The following is a 14484-nucleotide window of genomic DNA, read 5'->3' as shown; positions in this document are numbered from 1 at the left end:
AGAAAAAGAAACTGCTAAAAAATCATGGTATCATTTACATAATTAATAGAAATGTTCATCTTCCTTACTTTTTATTTGTGAGATTCCAGATAATTAAGAACGTTCTGTTCAATTCTAGTTTCAATATCACTAACATTAGCCTTTTTAAAAGTTTCTCCAGTAATGTTCTCGTAAAGCTCAATATACCTTTCAGAAACTGTTTCGATATACTCATCGCTCATCAATGGTACTTCCTGACCTTCAAGTCCCTGAAAACCTTCACCTATAAGCCATTGCCGAACAAATTCTTTAGAGAGTTGTTTCTGTGCTTCACCCTTGGCCTGTCTTTCCTGATAACCTTCCTTATAGAAATATCTTGAAGAATCTGGCGTATGTATTTCGTCAATCAATACTATTTTTCCTTCGGAAGTTTTTCCGAATTCATACTTAGTATCTACCAGGATCAGGTTTTGTTGATCGGCGATCGCAGATCCTCTTTGAAATAATTTACGAGTGTAATCTTCAAGCTGAAGATAATCTTCTTTAGAAACAATATTTCTAGCTATAATGTCCTCTCTGGAAATATCCTCATCATGATCTCCCATTTCTGCTTTTGTAGCCGGAGTAATGATAGGTTCAGGAAATTTATCATTTTCCTTCATTCCTTCAGCCATCTCAACTCCACACAATTCTCGCTTCCCTGCTTTATACTCCCTTGCGGCATGACCAGAAAGATAACCACGAATAACCATTTCAACTTTGAAAGGCTCGCAGTTTTTACCGATTGCCACATTAGGGTCTGGTGTTGCTTCTAACCAGTTTGGAACGATATCCGCAGTCTTTTCCATCATTTTCGTAGCGATCTGGTTAAGGATCTGACCTTTAAATGGAATACCTTTTGGCATGACCACATCAAAAGCTGAAAGCCTGTCTGACGCGATCATTAACAACCTGTCATCTTCCAGGGTATATACATCTCTGACCTTTCCTTTGTAAACCGATTTTTGTCCTGGAAATTGAAAGTCTGTTTTGATAATTGTTTTACTCTTCACGAGTTGAAAATTTAGTCGTTATGTTCAATAGTTTTGTAAGCGGCTATGATCTTTTTAACCAGTCGATGTCTTATCACATCTTTGTCATCAAGATAAACCATACCAACACCTTTCACATCTTTTAGTACCAGTAATGCTTCCTTAAGACCTGAAATAGTTCTTCTAGGTAGATCTATCTGTCCAGGGTCCCCCGTGATCATGAATTTCGCATGTTTTCCCATTCTGGTTAAGAACATCTTCATTTGAGCATGCGTAGTATTCTGTGCTTCATCAAGGATTACAAAAGCATCATCCAGAGTCCTACCTCGCATAAATGCTAAGGGTGCAATTTGTATAACACCTTTTTCAATAAACAATTCGAGCTTTTCATGTGGGATCATATCCCTTAATGCATCATATAATGGCTGCATGTAAGGATCCAGTTTTTCTTTTAAATCACCCGGTAGAAATCCAAGATTTTCGCCAGCTTCTACCGCGGGTCTGGTAAGAATGATTCTTTTCACCTGCTTCTCCTTAAGAGCTTTTACCGCGAGTGCTACGCCCGTATAGGTCTTTCCTGTTCCAGCAGGTCCAATAGCGAAAACAAGATCATTCTTCTTAGTAAGTTCAACCATCCTACGTTGATTCGCAGTTTGAGCTTTGATCACCTTTCCACTTAAACCATGAACGATCGTCTCGCCACTTTCTTTAGTGGTTTGATAATCCTCTTCACTTTCGCTAGTGAGAACTCTTTCGATTGTATTTTCGTCCAGTTTATTATACTTTCCAAAATGATCCATCAACATGGAAAAGCGCTTGTCGAACTCCTCCAGCATTTCCTCATCACCAAAAACTTTAATTTTATTACCTCTGGCAACTATTTTGAGCTTGGGAAAGTATTTTTTTAGTAATTCGATATGTTCGTTCTGTTGCCCGAAGAATTCGCGTGGGCTTATTTCTGAGAGTTCAATAAGAAGTTCGTTCAAAAGCTAGAATTTTAGATGAAGCATTGTGAATTTTTCAGTTAGAATTTATTTGTCCTTCGTATTTGTATGTTCTAATTTTGGGCTGAGAAAAGCGTTACTTTTGACTGCTGTCCTCGAGCGAATCACTAAAATAAAATTTATATTCGCTACCTATACAAACTTAAGGAAAATTACCTGTTTCAGGTTAAAAAAATATTAACAATCGCCTATGGCAATCATCACTTTAACGACCGATTTTGGGGAGAAGGATTATTTCGCTGGAGCGGTTAAAGGTGCTATCTACAATGAGCTAAGTGATGTTCGAATTGTTGATATTTCACATTCGGTTTCACCATTTCATATTAGTGAAGCTTCGTATATCATCAAGAACGCCTATAGGAGTTTTCCGAAGGGTAGTATTCATATCATTGGGATCGATTCAGAACTTACCCCAGAGAACAAACACCTCGCAGTAAAACTGGATGACCACTATTTTATTTGTGCCAATAACGGGATACTATCGTTATTAGCTTCAGAAATAAGACCGGAGAAAATCGTGGAAATCAATATTCATGATAAGATACAAACCAATTTTCCTGTTTTGGATGTTTTTGTGAAAGTAGCCTGTCATATATCCCGGGGTGGAACGCTGGAAGTAATTGGTAAGAATATTGAGCAAATTAAGCATCTCAAACAGTTCGAACCCATCATTAATAGTGAAAAGAACCAGATACTGGGACACGTGATCTATATTGATAACTACGGAAATGTGATCACAAATATTTCTCGGAAATTGTTTGAAAGTACTGGCAAAGGCCGACCGTTTAAAATTAGTGCACGCAGACATAATTTCGATGCGATCTATGAAACTTACAGTCATGCGATTAATTTTGAGGTAGAAAAGGAAAATCGCAAAGAAGAAGATGGTAAGAAGCTGGCAGTATTCAATTCTGCCGGCTATATTGAACTGGCCATTTATAAAAGTAATCCCAATACGGTGGGTGGTGCGGCCAGTTTATTTGGTCTGGAATATCTTGACACTGTAACTATAAATTTTGAATAGATGTTCGTGAGAATTGTGAAAATGGGCTTTAAGGAAGATAAGGTCGAAGAATTTCTGAATAACTTTGAGCAGGTAAAATCCAGGATCAGAAATTTTGAAGGCTGTCAATTTCTGGAACTATACCGTGATAAAAACAATACAAATACATTTTTTACGTATAGTTACTGGGAAGATGAAGATGCTTTGGAGAACTACCGGCATTCAGATCTATTCAAAAAGGTTTGGGCAGAAACGAAAGTTCATTTCAATGCAAAACCCGAAGCCTGGAGCGTTGATAAACTTGTAAGCCTGGACTAAATGTTCGCGATCTTTAAAAAAGAAATTCAATCATTTTTTGCAAACCTTACCGGTTACCTGGTAATTGGTGTCTTTCTGCTGAGTAGCGGATTGTTTCTTTTCGTATTTAATGAAGGCTACAATATTCTGGATAGCGGTTTTGCAGATCTCAAACCATTTTTTGATCTCGCACCCTGGATATTTATATTCCTGATTCCTGCGATAAGTATGCGCAGCTATTCCGAAGAAAAGCGAATTGGAACCATGGAAATTTTGCAAACCCGCCCAATTAGTAGTTGGGATCTTGTGTTTGGTAAATATTTTGGCGGACTAATCTTAGTACTTCTTGCGATCATTCCAAGCCTGATTTACTTGTTAGCCATTGGAGAATTGGGACAGACAACTTATAATTTTGATATTGGGGCAACTATTGGATCTTACCTTGGTTTGATCTTTCTGGCTGCAAGTTATACCGCGATTGGCACCTATGCTTCCAGTATTACATCCAATCAAATTGTGGCGTTTTTAATAGGAGTTTTCCTCTGTTTTGCCATCTACTATGCATTCGAAGCACTCGCCACCATCAACATTTTTGGAGAATTCACCTATTTGCTGGAATACTTCGGAATAAGTTATCATTATCGCAGTATTAGCCGCGGTGTATTAGATACTCGCGATCTCATTTATTTTGTTAGTGTGATCGCTTTATTTCTGAAGCTTACCCAGGTAAATATTTCATCAGCAAAAAACCGAAGATGATCCGTAGTAAGAACATATCGAGTTTATTGGTTTTTGTGATCATTTTGATCATGCTTAACATCATTGCTGCTAATTTCTTCACAAGACTGGATCTTACCGAAGACCAGCGATACAGCCTATCTTCAGCAGCCAAAGAGATCGTGGACGATGTCGATTCTCCCATAATCATTAATGTGTTTCTTAAAGGCAGTTTTCCTTCGGAATTCAGACGGTTAAAAGAAGAAACAAGGCAAATGCTTGAGGAGTTTGCCGCCTATAATTCGAATATAAAATTCAATTTTATCGATCCTTTAGCTGAAGGTGATGATGCCAATGCTATTGCTGAAGAATTCTATAAATTAGGGATGACACCTGCCCGACTGAATGTTCAGGAAAACGGAAAAAATAGTGAGACCATAATTTTTCCCTGGGCTATTGCAAATTTCGAAGATAAAACGGTTAAAATTCCTTTGCTGAAGAATCAGATTGGCGCAAGCGATGAGGAGCGAGTGAATTCCTCTGTACAGCAATTGGAATATGCTTTTGCCGATGGTTTGAACAAACTTATCTACCCTAGAGAAAAAAAGATAGCGGTGATGCGCGGGAATGGAGAACTTCCAGACGCGAGAATAGCAGATTTCATCAAAACCGTGCAGGAATATTATTTCCTGGCACCTTTTACACTGGATTCGGTTGCCAGTAATCCGCAGAAAACTCTGGAAGATCTAAAGTCTTATGATCTGGTGATCGAAGCGAAACCTGTAATACCTTATTCTGAAAAGGAGAAGTATGTACTCGATCAATATTTAATGAATGGCGGCAAAATGCTCTGGCTTGCAGAAATGACCAGTATGGAGAATGACAGCCTTTTTAATGAACGAGGTTCAGCACTTGCCCTACCTAGAAATCTAAATCTTGGTGACTATTTCTTCTCTTATGGCCTGCGCATTAATTCTGAACTGGTAAATGACCTATACTCTGCTCCTATTATTCTTGCTAGCGGAACTGGAAATGAAACCCGTTTTAATCCATATCCATGGTATTATAGTCCGCTTACAAGTTCTATGGCCAATCATCCTATAGTCAACAATATTGAAGCTGTAAAATTTAATTACGCCAACCCAATCGATCTTTTGGAGAATGACCTTGAGAAAACTGTATTACTAAGCAGTTCTCCAAAAACAAAGCTTGAAGGGGTCCCGCTGCAAATTGGACTGGATATTATTGGTTCAAAGCCAGTAATGGAAAGTTATAATGCCGGTGAACAACCTTTGGCAATATTACTGGAAGGCAATTTTAAATCTGTGTATAGGAATAGATTAAAACCTTTTGAGACAACTCACCTCGATAATAGCAAGAATACCAAAATGGTGGTAATATCTGATGGTGATGTGATAAAGAACGACCTGCAGCAAGGAAAACCACTGGAACTTGGTTTTGAACGGTATACGGGGATGACCTATGGCAATAAAGAGTTTCTACTCAATACTGTCAACTATTTGCTAGATGACTCAGGACTTGTGGACGTGAGGACAAAAGAGATAAATCTGGCATTTTTAAGCATGGACAAAGTTGCCGCTCAACGTGAAATGTGGCAGATCATTGCTATTGGCGCACCATTGTCATTGCTTGCACTGTTTGGTGCTGCCCTTACCTACTTACGTAAACGAAGATATATACGTTAAAACTTCGATAGAAGGCTACAGAATATTCAATTTGAACATATTAACAATTATTACTGAATAAAAATTTGTAACAATATGTTTTACAGCTAGTTATATATGTAAACTAGATAATTTCTGTTAATAAAAACTACAGCTTTAAAGGGTCAATTTATACATATTAAAATATATTTGTAATTGATTCAAAATAAATCAATAAAAGCCGATGAAATTTATTGTATCCAGCAATTACCTGCTGAAACAGCTACAAATACTTGGAGGGGTAATCAATAATAGCAACACGCTACCAATATTAGATAATTTCCTTTTTGACCTTCAGAATGACGAATTGACTGTATCTGCTTCAGATCTTGAGACTACCATGTCTGCAAAGCTTAAAGTAGAGTCAGATTCAGAAGGAAAGATCGCAGTTCCTGCAAAACTACTTCTGGATACCTTGAAGACCTTTCCGGAGCAGCCTCTAACTTTTGTAGTTGAAGACAATAACACGATTGAATTGAGTTCGAACCATGGTAAATATGCTCTTGCATATGCTGATGGGGAGGAGTTCCCGAATCCAGTTGCTTTGGATGAACCTAGCAGTACGATCGTGGAAGCCGATATTCTTTCTTCAGCAATTAGTAAAACAATTTTTGCTTCAGGAAATGACGATCTCAGACCAGTGATGAGTGGTGTCTTTTTCCAGTTTAAGGAAGACGGATTAACTTTTGTAGCGACAGATGCTCACAAACTTGTAAAATATTCACGTGAAGACATCCAGGCGAATGAAGCGGCAGAATTTATTATGCCGAAGAAACCTTTGAATCTTTTGAAAGGAATTCTGGCAGGAAGTGAATCTGAAGTCTTGATCGAGTACAATGATTCGAACGCTAAATTTACTTTCGATGATACTCAGTTGATCTGTAGATTGATCGATGGAAAATACCCTAATTACGAAGCCGTAATTCCTAAGGAAAACCCGAACAAACTTACTATTCAAAGAAATCAATTCTTGAGTTCTGTAAGAAGGGTTTCTATTTTCTCCAATAAAACCACGCACCAGGTAAGACTTAAGATCGCCGGGGCCGAATTAAATATTTCAGCTGAAGATGTGGATTATAGCAATAAAGCTGAAGAACGTTTGACCTGTGATTATCAGGGTGACGATATGCAAATTGGTTTCAACTCGCGCTTCCTAATTGAGATGTTAGGAAATCTTACAGCAGACGAGGTGATGCTTGAAATGAGCTTACCAAACAGAGCTGGAATTCTAACTCCTGTAGATGGGCTTGACCCGGGAGAAAAAATTACCATGCTGGTTATGCCGGTGATGCTTAATAGCTAAACAAAAATCTCAAATAATAGAATAAGCCCGTTCGATCGAACGGGCTTTTTTATTCTTATACTTCAGCAATACTATTTTAAAAACTGTATGGTAAGAGGATAATATGGCATTTCTCCATTGCTCACTTTGATCGCATTCAGAATTGGTAGAACAAGCGCCAGCAAACCAACAAGAATTAGTAAAATGATTCCGAGGCCAAATAAGATGATAAGCGGAATACAGATGATACTATATATAAAAATGCTGATCTGGAAATTGATGATCATTTTGCCATGCATATCCATCCCTGCTACTTTATCTTTTTGGGTAGCCCATATTATTAATGGAACGATAAATCCCCCTATACCGGTCAGGAGGTCAAGTAACTGACTTAGATGTGTGATGACCAGTAATTGATTGTCTTCTCTCATTTTTTGATTTTTGATGGTTAGTGATGTATTCTACTTAAAAGACGGTAAAAACCTATGTTTGTTACAGAATTTGCTACAGCAATGAATTCTTTCATAAATTTGCCGCATGAAATTGAATGATACAATCGTTGCTCTCGCGACACCTTCAGGAGCCGGTGCCATTGCTGTAATTAGAGTTTCCGGCCCCGATGCCATTAATATAGTTACCCCATTATTCAAAGCAAAAAGCAAGAAGGAACTCTCATCGCAGCCTACACATACCATTCATCTTGGAAATGTGGTAGATGGAGAGAGAACGATCGATGAAGTGTTAGCTTCGGTTTTTCGTGCTCCAAAATCCTATACCGGTGAGGAAACCGTGGAACTATCCTGTCATGGGAGTCCATATATTCAGCAGGAAATCATTCAGTTATTAATTAGAAAAGGCTGCCGTTCTGCGGAAGCTGGAGAATTTACCTTACGCGCGTTCCTAAATGCAAAAATGGATCTTAGCCAGGCAGAGGCTGTGGCTGATCTTATTAATTCTGAAAATGCCGCTTCTCACCAGATGGCCATGCAACAAATGCGTGGCGGCTTTTCGAACGAGATTCAGAAATTACGCGAAGAACTGATGAACTTTGCATCACTTATTGAACTTGAACTGGATTTTGCTGAAGAAGACGTGGAATTTGCAAATAGAGATCAATTTAAATCCCTTGTTGCTAAGATACAGACCGTTCTAAAAAGATTAATTGACTCTTTTGCTACAGGAAATGTACTCAAAAACGGAATTCCAGTTGCCATCGTTGGTGAACCCAATGTTGGTAAATCTACATTGCTCAACGCCCTTCTAAACGAAGAAAGGGCCATAGTATCAGATATTGCCGGAACTACTCGTGATACAATTGAAGATGAAATGAGCATTGAAGGAGTTGGATTTAGGTTCATCGATACCGCGGGAATCAGGGAAACCAAAGATGTGGTGGAAAGTATCGGGATCAAAAAGACCTTTGAAAAGATAAGCCAGGCGCAGGTTGTGGTTTACCTGGTGGATAGTTCCCGCATAGAAAATGATGACGAAAGACTAAAGCAGGTTTTAATTGAAATTGAAAAGATCAAGAATAAATTCCCTCAGAAACCGATTGTAATTATCGCAAATAAAACCGATCGACTGATTTCTGAAGAACTTGATGAGTTAAAAGCTCATTTAGGTTTTATTTCGAACACAAGTTTTCAGCCATTGTCTGCCAAAACAGGGACTGGTGTGGAAGAGTTAAAAGAAAGACTACTGGAATTTGTAAATACCGGAGCACTTAGAAATAGTGATACTATTGTAACCAATAGTAGACACTACGCAGCATTATTGAAAGCCCTGGAAGAGATCAACAAAGTAGAAGATGGTTTGAACGCAGACCTTTCCGGAGATCTTTTAGCTATTGACATCAGGCAGGCCTTGCATCATTTCGGTGAGATCACCGGGGAAATCACGAATGATGATCTTCTGGGGAATATTTTTGCAAATTTCTGTATTGGAAAATAAACAGAAGATTTTATTTGATATCAAATGATATCAAATACACTTAAAATTCAATAATAACGGGGCTTTAAGCCCCTTTTTTAATACCTTATTTTTCTTTACTACGACTTTTATTTTACATTTTATGTACCTTATATGTACCCCGATGTTAAATATACCTTTTTGAGATACATATTATGTACCTGAATATGATATTTTTTATATATTTATGGAAATTAGATAGTTATGAAAATAAAGCTTAGAAAGAAAAAATTAGCCACAGGTAAGTATAGCCTCTATCTTGATTATTACAAAGGTAGTGAGCTGGATGAAAATGGTAAGCAGGTTCATAATAGGGAGTTTGAGTATCTTAAAGAATATTTATTCATCAATCCTAAAAATGCTTTTGAAAAAAAACAAAATGAAGAAACTCTTCTAAGAGCTGAACAGATTCTTTCCATCCGCCGAGCTGAATATGCTCAGGGTAAATATGGTATAAAAGATAGATCTAAGGATAAATTATTGTTCCTAACCTATTATGATAAATTAAAGGAAGAGCGATATGAGAGTAAAGGTAATTATGACAACTGGGATGCAGCGCAGAACCATATTGAAGATTACTGTAAAAAGCGAAAAATAACTTTTGAAGATATAGATGAGGAATTCGTTCTTGGATTTAAAAAACACCTGAATAAAACTGCTAGAACAAAATCTAGTACTCCCTTATCTCAAAACTCAAAATACACCTACTATAACAAATTCAAGGCTGCCTTAAGAAATGCTTTTGACGATGGCTATACCAGCAGGAACTTTGCGACCACCGTTAAAGGATTTGCGCAGGGGGAAACTTCAAGAGAATATTTAACGCATGTAGAATTACAGGCACTTGCTAAAGCCAGGTGCAAGCACCAGATTTTAAAAAATGCTTTCTTATTTAGTTGTCTAACTGGTTTAAGATGGAGTGATATCAATAAATTAACCTGGGCCGAAGTGCGAGATGAAGAAGAAGGCTCTCGACTTATTTTCAAACAGAAAAAAACCAAGGGTCAAGAATATCAATACTTATCGGATCAGGCAAGAAACTTATTAGGCAAAAGAAGAAAATCGAATGATCGGGTTTTCCAAGGTTTAAAATATGGTGCTCATTTTAATGCAGAGATCTTAAGATGGTGTATGCGTGCTGACATAACTAAACACATCACTTTTCACAGTGCCAGACATACTCATGCTGTTCTTTTACTTGAAAATGGAGCTGATATTTATACGGTTTCCAAAGTACTCGGCCATAAAGAAATAAGAACCACCCAGGTATATGCTAAAATCGTAGACAAAAAGAAAAAAGAAGCAGCGTATTTAATTCCAGAACTTCAGATAGATTATGAATTTTGATATAATTACATATCTCTTGTCTTTCGGATTTATATACATCTATAGCCGATTAGCTATTCATTATCTCCCCGTAATTTATTCACACTTTTTAAATGAAAATTTAAGCTTAGTCAATTCAGTAGAAAAACCAAGATTATTATTTCATTTTACTGGACTAAGTTTTATGCATTTGATGTCTAATTTTCATCATTCAAATCAAACTTCAAATTTGGCCGTCCAGCTTATAATAGTATTAGTCTATTTGCTAGGATTATATTTCTGCCTTACTTCCTGGAGAGAAAATTTTAAATCTTCTTTCTTAAAAAAAATAATCTCTAATTCGGATAAGTCTCCAAATAATTTCAATCTATCCATTTCGGATATTCATTTAACTCAATTATATAATGAAATGGTACGTTTTGATTTAATTGACCAGGAAGCAACTTCCCTACTAGATTTTAAAAACGTTTTACTAGAGGATTGGGGTAATCAACGCTCGAGAATTCATTTAAAAATGGACGGTCCTAGTTGCAGAGAATTTTATGATCACCTAATTAAAACATTTCCACACAATTCAATAACCTTGAAAAATCTATTTGTTACCTCTGGATTACTTATTAGACCTGATGGCAAGAAATACAATTATAACACGTTGAAAAATGCTCCTACCCGCTCTCCTATTTCTAAGCAACATGAAGCCTTAGAAGCCATTTTTCAGAAGTTTAAATAAAGGCTTTTTATAGTTCCACTTTGAAAGCGGGTTCCATAATTAATTGCTCTTTCTGGGCAATACCAATCTTTTTTGCATAGTGTTTCCAATTACTTATTACAGATAAAATTTCTTCAATAATCTGATTCATATCATCTTCCCCTAAACGAAAATATTCTCCAACGCCTATGGCTAGATCTAAATCGAGTGCATTGTCGTCTGCATCGATATTCAATGCTAGTCCATCCTTTTCCACAGAAGGATTTATATCATAAGCCGGTGATCACTCCCATCCTTTTTCATTCATTATAAAGCCGTGATTTCTTAAATGATCATCAGTATTTGATACAGCGATATTAAAAATTAAACGGCGCCATAATTGATGTAAATTCTCCTCCACATTAATACCATAATTTTCAATTACATCAACGATATCAAGATAACTTGGATTAACATTTTTTAAAGATTCTTCGGTATTACCGGTCATTGTCATTGCTGAAGAAAAATGAATTCTTTGTCCGTCTTCACAATCGAACCTCTTTGTCAAAAATGTATGGTAAGGTCCTGTAATTTTTTCAATTTTCGATTCTGCCATTTCTATCCCACAATCAAGGGCTAGTCTATATGTTAGGAATTCCCATGCCCCCTTGTCAATTGTATCCGTTTTAGAAGGAAATTTTGCAATCCAAAGATCTCCATTTTTCCCTAATACATTGGCCTTTGGTCTGGCACCGCCAAGAGAAGATCCTGGAGCAATCAGTACAGCAAGCCATTGTCTGATAGTATTAGTTTCAGAATCACTTTCTATGTGATTTACCGCCTCCTGCAGATCGCCCAAAGAGGACCACGGCGGAGTTGGATTCTTAGTATCGTTATCTAAAAATGGTCCCTTCCTATCGGTCTTAAATCGTAAAGCCCCCATTCTACTTTCATCATAAACACCTAACAAGTAATCAATTTCATAGAGTTTGGGTATTTTTTCATTTCTAGATCTGGCCTCCTGTGCCGCCCTCCTCTTCATCAAAGTTTTACCCCATGTATCGGGCATACTATCTAAGAAAACTCCAAAATTTTCTTTATCTGTCGGATACTGAGGCCCGGAAAAAAATTAATTTCAGGGTCCAGTAATTGATAAGAATTGCGCTTCAACCAATCTTTGTTGTACTCAAAGCTGAATGCCTTCTTGCCTTTAGCAAATTATGCTGAAAGTACTCCGATCTCGGTGGGAGCTTCTAGTCCTTTCCAGTCGGCATACACGTATATATTGATTTTTCCTTCCGCCATAATTTAGAGTAAATCCAGGTCCTGAAGTTTACGACCAAGTTTATCATCATTTGCCAGATTAGCAAAATCCTTTTCAAGATTTAATACTTTCAGTACATTAAAATAGATACCTATTGCAACGGAAGGATCTCCCTTTTCTACTCTATGTAATGTTGCACGATGGATGCCCGCCCGTTCAGCCACCTGTTCAGCAGTTAGTTTTCTGCGTTTACGAGCAAGCTTAATATTTTCTCCTAATCCTGCGAATATCTTTTGATATCTCGGAAGAATTAATGCTTTTTTAGAATTCATATGTCGCTTATTTGCATCATATATATATTATGATATAAATAAACTACATTATGGTATATTTTTCACTATTAGAATGCAATGTTTTAAGGAAGGTCTTTCTTTTTCATAAATATACGAACTCCATTATCCCTATTATCCTCCTGCCACATATTTTCTCTTACATACCATTCAAATAGATTTGTATACCCAGCATGCATAGCACACCTTCCCTTTTATTTCACTTGCTAGTTTGGCTCTATGAATCGCTCATAAAGCGAAAATCAATCTCTAACTAATAACACTTTAATCATGGACTCATTACAAATACTTGAAAAACTTGACCGAATAGAAAATATGGTTCGCGCCAATAAGAATGTGTTAACCATTGAAGAGGCTGCGGAGTATACTGGTATCTCACGTAGCTACCTGTATAAACTAACTGCCAACGGAGACATTCCATTTTCAAAACCTCGTGGTAAAATGATTTACTTCTCAAGAGAAAAACTGGATGAATGGCTGCTATCCAGTCCCAGTAAATCAAAAGCTGAAATTCAACAGGAAGCGCTTAACTATACTTTCCGAAACAGGAGATAATTTTCTTGATCAGTTATGGACAGTAAACCACCAAATATCTATATGGTCGAGAATCCCAAGAAGAAAACCATCTATGATTATATGGAGGAGTATTTATTTGATAAATATCAAATTCGAAATAATGAGATAAGCCAGGATTTCCAAATCTCATTGAAAAATTCTAATAATTGGGAAGAACTTGAAGTTAACTCAGTTCTTATTGAATTGGCCAAATGTAATATTGAGGTTCCTCCCAGTAAACTTGAGATCTTTTTAAGATCATATGTTGTTCCGCATTTTAATCCTATTAGTAAATATTTTGAAGATTTAGAAGATTGGGATGGTCAAGATTATATTTCCAAATTATGTTCCTATGTTCCAGTTCAGGATTCTGATAATTTCTCCTATCATTTTAAAAAATGGTTGGTTAGAACTATTCGATGTGCCCTGGAGGAGAGTTATTTTAATAAGCAATGTCTAGTTTTAGTCCACAACCAACAGAATTCAGGCAAATCAACCTGGTGTCGCTTTATATGTCCTCCCCCTCTCTCTAAATATATAGCAGAAGACATTAGTAATGATAAAGATGCCCGAATTCAGTTAACCCGAAATTTTATTATTAACCTCGATGAACTTTCCATGCTAAACAAAAAAGACATAAATAGTCTTAAAGCATATTTTTCTAAAACATTCATAAATGAACGATTGCCTTATGACAGAAAAAATTCAACGCTATCTAGGACCTGTTCATTTATTGGTTCAACCAATCAGGCTAATTTCCTGAATGACGAAACAGGTTCTGTCCGTTGGTTATGCTTTAAACTTCTTAGGAAAATTGATTTTAATTATTCCAAGGAAATTCAGGTTAACCAGATTTGGTCACAGGCATATCATTTGGCCTATTCTGATCCTGATTTTTCTCCGGAACTAACTCTAAAAGATATTGAGGAAAACGAAGAAAGAAATCGCGAGTTTCGTCAGTTATCTACGGAAGAAGAATTAATCACCAAATATTTTGAACCGAGCCAGGATATAAAAGATTTTCATACCTCTTCCGAAATTCTAGCTAAACTTTCATGCCTCAATATAAGATTGAATGTAGTTTTTATCGGCAGAGCTCTGAATGCTTTGAACTTTCAACGAGTGAAACACCCTAAACGACAGGTCTATGGTTTCTTGACAAAACAATTGTTTACATCGAGCCCTTGGGAAATAACATAAATACTACTTACCTACTTACCTAAAGTTAGATCATCCCTTTTATGACAAGGCTTAAGACCAGGTAAGTAAAACTTAATTCATCTTACCTAAGTTACC

16 protein-coding genes are annotated in these 14484 nt (G+C 36.8%); 10 read left to right on the top strand and 6 right to left on the bottom strand.

What is annotated here, in order from left to right; genetic code table 11:
- Positions 1 to 71: 71 nt before the first annotated feature.
- Positions 72 to 1031, bottom strand: coding sequence for a phosphoribosylaminoimidazolesuccinocarboxamide synthase (locus QZ620_RS10565; protein ID WP_295181422.1), 960 nt, complete (start codon positions 1029 to 1031; stop codon positions 72 to 74).
- 11 nt (positions 1032 to 1042) lie between these two features.
- Positions 1043 to 1996, bottom strand: coding sequence for a PhoH family protein (locus QZ620_RS10560; RefSeq protein ID WP_295181420.1), 954 nt, complete (start codon positions 1994 to 1996; stop codon positions 1043 to 1045).
- Positions 1997 to 2204: 208 nt separating this feature from the next.
- Here QZ620_RS10560 and QZ620_RS10555 point away from each other — a divergent pair, with 208 nt between their 5' ends.
- From QZ620_RS10555 to dnaN, 5 genes are all read left to right on the top strand, one after another.
- On the top strand, positions 2205 to 3038 hold the full coding sequence (locus tag QZ620_RS10555; RefSeq protein WP_295181418.1) for an SAM-dependent chlorinase/fluorinase: 834 nt from the start codon (positions 2205 to 2207) through the stop codon (positions 3036 to 3038).
- Positions 3039 to 3335 carry an antibiotic biosynthesis monooxygenase family protein gene (locus QZ620_RS10550; RefSeq protein WP_295181416.1) on the top strand — a complete coding sequence of 99 codons (297 nt, stop codon included), beginning with the start codon at positions 3039 to 3041 and terminating at the stop codon, positions 3333 to 3335.
- Entirely contained in the window at positions 3336 to 4073 is a 738-nt protein-coding gene (gene gldF / locus QZ620_RS10545) for a gliding motility-associated ABC transporter permease subunit GldF (protein WP_295181414.1), read from the top strand.
- On the top strand, positions 4070 to 5737 hold the full coding sequence (gene gldG, locus QZ620_RS10540; protein WP_295181412.1) for a gliding motility-associated ABC transporter substrate-binding protein GldG: 1668 nt from the start codon (positions 4070 to 4072) through the stop codon (positions 5735 to 5737). The genes gldF and gldG overlap by 4 nt, the downstream gene beginning before the upstream one ends.
- Positions 5738 to 5939: 202 nt before the next feature.
- Positions 5940 to 7058, top strand: a complete 1119-nt coding sequence (gene dnaN / locus QZ620_RS10535) for a DNA polymerase III subunit beta (protein WP_141877515.1) — start codon at positions 5940 to 5942, stop codon at positions 7056 to 7058.
- A 71-nt stretch (positions 7059 to 7129) separates the two neighbouring features.
- Here the strand turns inward: dnaN and QZ620_RS10530 are convergent, their stop codons facing one another.
- Positions 7130 to 7468: a DUF4870 domain-containing protein gene (locus QZ620_RS10530; RefSeq protein ID WP_295181409.1), complete on the bottom strand. Its 339-nt coding sequence runs from the start codon at positions 7466 to 7468 to the stop codon at positions 7130 to 7132.
- A 106-nt stretch (positions 7469 to 7574) separates the two neighbouring features.
- Between QZ620_RS10530 and mnmE the strand changes: the two genes are divergently transcribed.
- From mnmE to QZ620_RS10515, 3 genes are all read left to right on the top strand, one after another.
- Positions 7575 to 8987, top strand: coding sequence for a tRNA uridine-5-carboxymethylaminomethyl(34) synthesis GTPase MnmE (gene mnmE / locus QZ620_RS10525; protein ID WP_295181408.1), 1413 nt, complete (start codon positions 7575 to 7577; stop codon positions 8985 to 8987).
- Positions 8988 to 9209: 222 nt separating this feature from the next.
- Positions 9210 to 10352 (top strand): site-specific integrase, encoded by a 1143-nt coding sequence (locus QZ620_RS10520; protein ID WP_295181407.1) that lies wholly within the window; start codon positions 9210 to 9212, stop codon positions 10350 to 10352.
- Positions 10342 to 11061 (top strand): hypothetical protein, encoded by a 720-nt coding sequence (locus QZ620_RS10515; RefSeq protein ID WP_295181405.1) that lies wholly within the window; start codon positions 10342 to 10344, stop codon positions 11059 to 11061. Before QZ620_RS10520 ends, QZ620_RS10515 begins: the two co-directional genes overlap by 11 nt.
- 7 nt (positions 11062 to 11068) lie before the next feature.
- Here the strand turns inward: QZ620_RS10515 and QZ620_RS10510 are convergent, their stop codons facing one another.
- From QZ620_RS10510 to QZ620_RS10500, 3 genes are all read right to left on the bottom strand, one after another.
- The gene (locus QZ620_RS10510) at positions 11069 to 11296 is read right to left on the bottom strand and encodes a hypothetical protein (RefSeq protein ID WP_295181403.1); all 228 of its coding nucleotides are present in this window, start codon (positions 11294 to 11296) and stop codon (positions 11069 to 11071) included.
- Between the two features lie 27 nt (positions 11297 to 11323).
- Positions 11324 to 12061 (bottom strand): type II toxin-antitoxin system HipA family toxin, encoded by a 738-nt coding sequence (locus QZ620_RS10505; protein ID WP_295181424.1) that lies wholly within the window; start codon positions 12059 to 12061, stop codon positions 11324 to 11326.
- A 266-nt stretch (positions 12062 to 12327) separates the two neighbouring features.
- Positions 12328 to 12615, bottom strand: a complete 288-nt coding sequence (locus tag QZ620_RS10500; RefSeq protein WP_121346087.1) for a helix-turn-helix transcriptional regulator — start codon at positions 12613 to 12615, stop codon at positions 12328 to 12330.
- A gap of 288 nt (positions 12616 to 12903) precedes the next feature.
- Between QZ620_RS10500 and QZ620_RS10495 the strand changes: the two genes are divergently transcribed.
- Positions 12904 to 13188 carry a helix-turn-helix domain-containing protein gene (locus QZ620_RS10495; RefSeq protein WP_121346088.1) on the top strand — a complete coding sequence of 95 codons (285 nt, stop codon included), beginning with the start codon at positions 12904 to 12906 and terminating at the stop codon, positions 13186 to 13188.
- Between the two features lie 81 nt (positions 13189 to 13269).
- Positions 13270 to 14388, top strand: a complete 1119-nt coding sequence (locus QZ620_RS10490) for a VapE domain-containing protein (protein ID WP_295181398.1) — start codon at positions 13270 to 13272, stop codon at positions 14386 to 14388.
- The last annotated feature ends 96 nt before the right edge of the window (positions 14389 to 14484 follow it).

Origin of the sequence: uncultured Christiangramia sp. (genome assembly GCF_913046405.1) — a bacterium.
In the GTDB taxonomy this organism is placed as follows: domain Bacteria; phylum Bacteroidota; class Bacteroidia; order Flavobacteriales; family Flavobacteriaceae; genus Christiangramia; species Christiangramia marina.
The sequence above is the reverse complement of the archived record's forward strand: the minus strand, read 5'-3'. Positions and strand labels throughout refer to the sequence as shown.

Excerpts from the sequence above, each read along its gene's own strand:
- QZ620_RS10555 (WP_295181418.1), top strand. The coding sequence starts at position 2,205 with ATGGCAATCATCACTTTAACGACCGATTTTGGGGAGAAGGATTATTTC.
- QZ620_RS10550 (WP_295181416.1), top strand. The coding sequence starts at position 3,039 with ATGTTCGTGAGAATTGTGAAAATGGGCTTTAAGGAAGATAAGGTCGAA.
- gldF (WP_295181414.1), top strand. The coding sequence starts at position 3,336 with ATGTTCGCGATCTTTAAAAAAGAAATTCAATCATTTTTTGCAAACCTT.
- gldG (WP_295181412.1), top strand. The coding sequence starts at position 4,070 with ATGATCCGTAGTAAGAACATATCGAGTTTATTGGTTTTTGTGATCATT.
- dnaN (WP_141877515.1), top strand. The coding sequence starts at position 5,940 with ATGAAATTTATTGTATCCAGCAATTACCTGCTGAAACAGCTACAAATA.
- QZ620_RS10530 (WP_295181409.1), bottom strand. The coding sequence starts at position 7,468 with ATGAGAGAAGACAATCAATTACTGGTCATCACACATCTAAGTCAGTTA.
- mnmE (WP_295181408.1), top strand. The coding sequence starts at position 7,575 with ATGAAATTGAATGATACAATCGTTGCTCTCGCGACACCTTCAGGAGCC.
- QZ620_RS10520 (WP_295181407.1), top strand. The coding sequence starts at position 9,210 with ATGAAAATAAAGCTTAGAAAGAAAAAATTAGCCACAGGTAAGTATAGC.
- QZ620_RS10515 (WP_295181405.1), top strand. The coding sequence starts at position 10,342 with ATGAATTTTGATATAATTACATATCTCTTGTCTTTCGGATTTATATAC.
- QZ620_RS10505 (WP_295181424.1), bottom strand. The coding sequence starts at position 12,061 with ATGAAGAGGAGGGCGGCACAGGAGGCCAGATCTAGAAATGAAAAAATA.
- QZ620_RS10500 (WP_121346087.1), bottom strand. The coding sequence starts at position 12,615 with ATGAATTCTAAAAAAGCATTAATTCTTCCGAGATATCAAAAGATATTC.
- QZ620_RS10495 (WP_121346088.1), top strand. The coding sequence starts at position 12,904 with ATGGACTCATTACAAATACTTGAAAAACTTGACCGAATAGAAAATATG.
- QZ620_RS10490 (WP_295181398.1), top strand. The coding sequence starts at position 13,270 with ATGGAGGAGTATTTATTTGATAAATATCAAATTCGAAATAATGAGATA.